Raw genomic sequence first — 4,286 nt, 5'->3', positions numbered from 1 at the left:
CCTGCAAATTCTAGCTATCCATCTGTTTTAGCAGAAATGCTCACTGCAACAGTAGGCGCTCAGTGTATGATATGGGAAACATCTCCAGCAGCTGCGGAGTTAGAAGAAATAATAAGCCAATGGCTCAAAAAAGCAATGGATTTACCCGAAACATGGGAAGGCGTTATCCAAGACAGTGCTTCTACAGCCGCTATCAGTTCTCTCATCACAGCAAGAGAAGTTAAAAGTAATTTTTTAATAAACGAACAGGGGTTTTTGAAACAAGAAAAATGGAGAGTATACTGTTCATCTGAAGCACATTCTTCTATTGAAAAAACAATAAAAATTATCGGTATAGGACGCCAAAATCTCATAAAAATACCAACAGATGATTCTTTGAGTATGAATCATTCTCTATTAGAAAAACAAATAGAACAAGATATTCAAAATGGTTTTACACCTATGGCAGTCGTAGCAACTTTAGGTACCACCAGTACGCTTGCCTTTGATCCCATACAAGAAATAGGTGTTATTTGTAAAAAATATAATATATGGCTTCATGTAGACGCTGCTTATGCAGGAACTGCCCTTCTCCTCCCCGAAGAAAGAAATATAATGAAAGGAAAAGAATATATAGATAGCTTTGTATTTAATCCCCACAAATGGATGTTTGTAAACTTTGATTGCACTTTCCATTTTATCAAGAATAAAAATTTACTCATACGCTCTCTCCAAATTACCCCCGAATATCTCAAAACTACTACCACTGAAACAGCCAATAACTATTCTAATTGGGGAGTACAATTAGGTAGAAGATTCAGATCTCTCAAACTTTGGTTTGTTATCCGAAGCTACGGTATAAATGGACTGCAACAAACTCTCCGCAAGCATATACATATTGCAAGTATATTTGAACAAAAAATTAAAAATGACCAACATTTTCAACTTCTCTGCCCCCGAAAACTGAACACCATCGTTTTTAGATATAACCCAAGTTCTACTTTAGACCTTGATACATTAAATAAGCTGAATGAAAAACTACTTTCTCAACTCAACATCAGTGGAAAAATATACCTCTCTCATACAAAAATACAAAATATATACTGGATACGTATTATCTTTGGAAATACCTATCTCGAAGAAAGACATGCAGAAGAAGCATGGGGATGGATACAAAAAACTTCCCTTACTTTGAAATAGAATAAACTTATTACTAAACAACACAAAAAATACATGAAAATAGCTATACACGGAAAAAAACTCTCTTCAGAAACAATCCCATTCGTTCAACAGATTATAAATATCTTACAAAAAGAAAAATCAGTTATAGGCATAACCTCTCTTTTATCTGAATGCCTTGATAAAATAAAAATTGATAAAACGGGATTAGAAATAGTTGACGAGCAAAGCATTCAAAACTATGATGCCATATTGAGCTTAGGAGGTGATGGAACTTTTTTAGAAACTGTTACATACGTAAAAAACCTTGGGGTACCTATATTAGGAATAAATATGGGAAAACTGGGTTTTTTAGCAAATATAGAAAAGACAAAAATACAAGAAGCATTAGAATTATTTTTTAAAAAAAAATATACTCGTGATAAAAGAACCCTCCTACATATAGAAACGGATAAAAAAGGTATTCCCGATATACATTTCGCCCTCAATGAGTTTACTATAAACAAAAAAGATTCCGCCTCGCTCATTAAAATTAGTTGTTATATAAACAATACCCTTTTAACAAAGTACTGGGCTGATGGACTCATCATTTCTACTCCTACCGGGTCTACCGCTTACTCATTGAGCTGTGGAGGTCCTTTTGTTTTTCCAAAAACAGAATGCTTTATCATTACTCCCATTAGCCCCCACCAACTTACTATTCGCCCTATTATTGTTCCTGATTCATCTGAAATAACACTAGAAGTAGATACTAGAGACCAAAAAAAAAATATCATCATTTCTTTGGATTCTCGATGGTCAGTAACACATGCTGATACCAAAATAACTATTAAAAAATCTACTTTTACTGTGGATATTATTCAACTGGAAAATTCTCTTTACATAGATACTCTGAGAAACAAACTCAACTGGGGGTTAGATTATAGAAATTAAAAATAAACCAATCATTCTTTTATATTGATACTTTTTATACTTAAATACTCCTGTCACTTATGAGTTTTCCCATATTATCTACTCTTATATGGATTCCTATCTTAGGAATTATACTATTGTTTTTTATCCCCAAAAAACAAACAAAATATGTAGAATATATTCCTGTTTTTATTACAGGTATACAATTTTTACTGACAATGGTAATGACCCTTTTTTGGTATAAAAAAAATACAGAAAATGAAGTATTTCAATTTATAGAAAAAAAAAAATGGATTTCTCTCCCATTAGGAGATATGGGAACTATGGAAATAAACTATTATCTCGGAGTAGATGGATTGAGTTTACCTATTCTCTGCATGTCCTCATTAGTACTTCTGTTAGTATCTTTCTACTGTCTTCGAAAAACATACTCTAAAAATTTTTTTTACTTATTTTTTTTAGAATGTATTGCTATTTATGGAACTTTTTTATCCCTTGATTTCTTTCTTTTCTATGTATTTTTTGAATTAGTGCTGTTGCCTATGTATTTTTTAATAGGAATTTGGGGAGGAGAAAAAAGAGAATACGCTTCTATAAAATTCTTTCTCTACACATTACTCGGTTCTTTATTTATACTGATGGTCATGATATGCTTAGCATTTTCTATTACCAAAGATACTTCCAACCCATTGCCACAATACACCTTCGATATCATAAAAATGACCAATCCTGCCTCTTTTCTGCCAAACTCTCTCCTTTCTCTTGAAAATGAAACACTGATTATGGGCATTTCTTTACGAAAAATAGCATTCTTACTGCTCTGTCTTGGCTTTTCCATAAAACTTCCTCTCTTTCCTTTTCACACTTGGTTACCAGATGCTCACGTAGAAGCACCAACTCCTGTTTCTGTAATACTCGCATCGATCTTATTAAAAATGGGTGGGTATGGAATTATCCGAATTGCTCTCCCTATTTTCCCCGATATGCTCAAAACATCCGCATCTTTATTAGGAATACTAGCTGTAATATCTATTATTTATGCAGGACTGAACGCCCTTGCTCAAAAAGACCTCAAAAAAATGATAGCATATTCCTCCGTATCACAAATGGGATTTGTTATATTAGGAATAGCATCAGGTACCCAAGAAGGACTTGCGGGTGCAATCTTTCAAATGGTCTCCCATGGATTTATTGCTGCGGGCTTATTCTTTTTAGTAGGAATTATTCAAGAAAGAACCGACAGCAAAGACATAGAAAACTTCAGCGGCCTCGCTTCCCATATAAAAAATTACTCTCAAATAACCTTCTTCTTCTTTTTTGCCGCATTAGGAATACCAGGACTCAGCGCTTTTATAGCAGAATTTTTTGTCTTACTCGGAACTTTTATTTCCAGTCATTCTAATAAATTTCTCTCCGTATGGTTTACTATAATTGCTGTTTTTGGATTACTCATATCAGCAACCTATTATCTATGGACCCTTCAAAGAATGTTCTTAGGAAAGTTTTTTCTCAAAAATAAACCCACATCTTTTATCCTCAAAGACATTACTACACAGGAATGGATACTCTTTATACCACTTATTATCTTAATACTTCTCTTAGGAATCTTTCCAAATACCCTTTTGGAAATACTAAACCCTTTTACCAACCGCCTTATCCCTTTTTTTAATTATGAATAATGAATAATAAATTACTCACTTTACCCAAACATATAATAAAATATCATGCCTTTCCATTTTAAAGTAGACCTTTGCGGTATATTTTTTATTGTTACACAAAAGACACAAAGGTAGTTGTAGATACATAGTTACCTTTTATTTTATATATATTATTTGAATCATATACTTCACAACTCATAACTTATATCGTATGTCTCAGTATATCTTATTACAACTGAAATTACTTAATTTTTTACCCAAAGAAAATTCCGCATCTGTATATATTAAAAAATATACAAATGATTATGCTATTGAAATTGATATTGAAAAAGAAATTATTGATTACGGTGGCAAAATTAAAGTTTACGATAAATACATTCAAAAGATTACCAAACCCGAAGATTCCGTAGTTTTAGAATGTGTAGATAAATTACTTGAAAAAGGTTATAAACCCGAAAATATAATATTAGAAAAAGTATATCCATCTGGTCATGGGACTTCGGGAAGATTAGATATATGTGTAAATAGAGAAGATGGTTCGGAATATTTATTAATAGA

General features: G+C 32.3%; 4 protein-coding genes. All 4 read left to right on the top strand.

Annotated elements, in window-relative coordinates:
* A partial coding sequence (locus QM536_09235; protein MDI9357191.1) for a pyridoxal-dependent decarboxylase occupies positions 1-1,179 on the top strand: 1,179 nt, incomplete at its 5' end.
* Positions 1,180-1,212: 33 nt separating this feature from the next.
* The gene (locus QM536_09230) at positions 1,213-2,091 is read left to right on the top strand and encodes an NAD kinase (protein MDI9357190.1); all 879 of its coding nucleotides are present in this window, start codon (positions 1,213-1,215) and stop codon (positions 2,089-2,091) included.
* Between the two features lie 59 nt (positions 2,092-2,150).
* The gene (locus QM536_09225) at positions 2,151-3,749 is read left to right on the top strand and encodes an NADH-quinone oxidoreductase subunit M (GenBank protein MDI9357189.1); all 1,599 of its coding nucleotides are present in this window, start codon (positions 2,151-2,153) and stop codon (positions 3,747-3,749) included.
* A gap of 190 nt (positions 3,750-3,939) precedes the next feature.
* Positions 3,940-4,286, top strand: a 347-nt coding sequence (locus tag QM536_09220; GenBank protein MDI9357188.1) for a hypothetical protein, incomplete at its 3' end; no start/stop codon positions are given.

The sequence above is a fragment of the Chitinophagaceae bacterium genome, assembly GCA_030053935.1.
In the GTDB taxonomy this organism is placed as follows: domain Bacteria; phylum Bacteroidota; class Bacteroidia; order Cytophagales; family JASGCU01; genus JASGCU01.
This window is presented reverse-complemented; position numbering and strand designations above follow the sequence as displayed.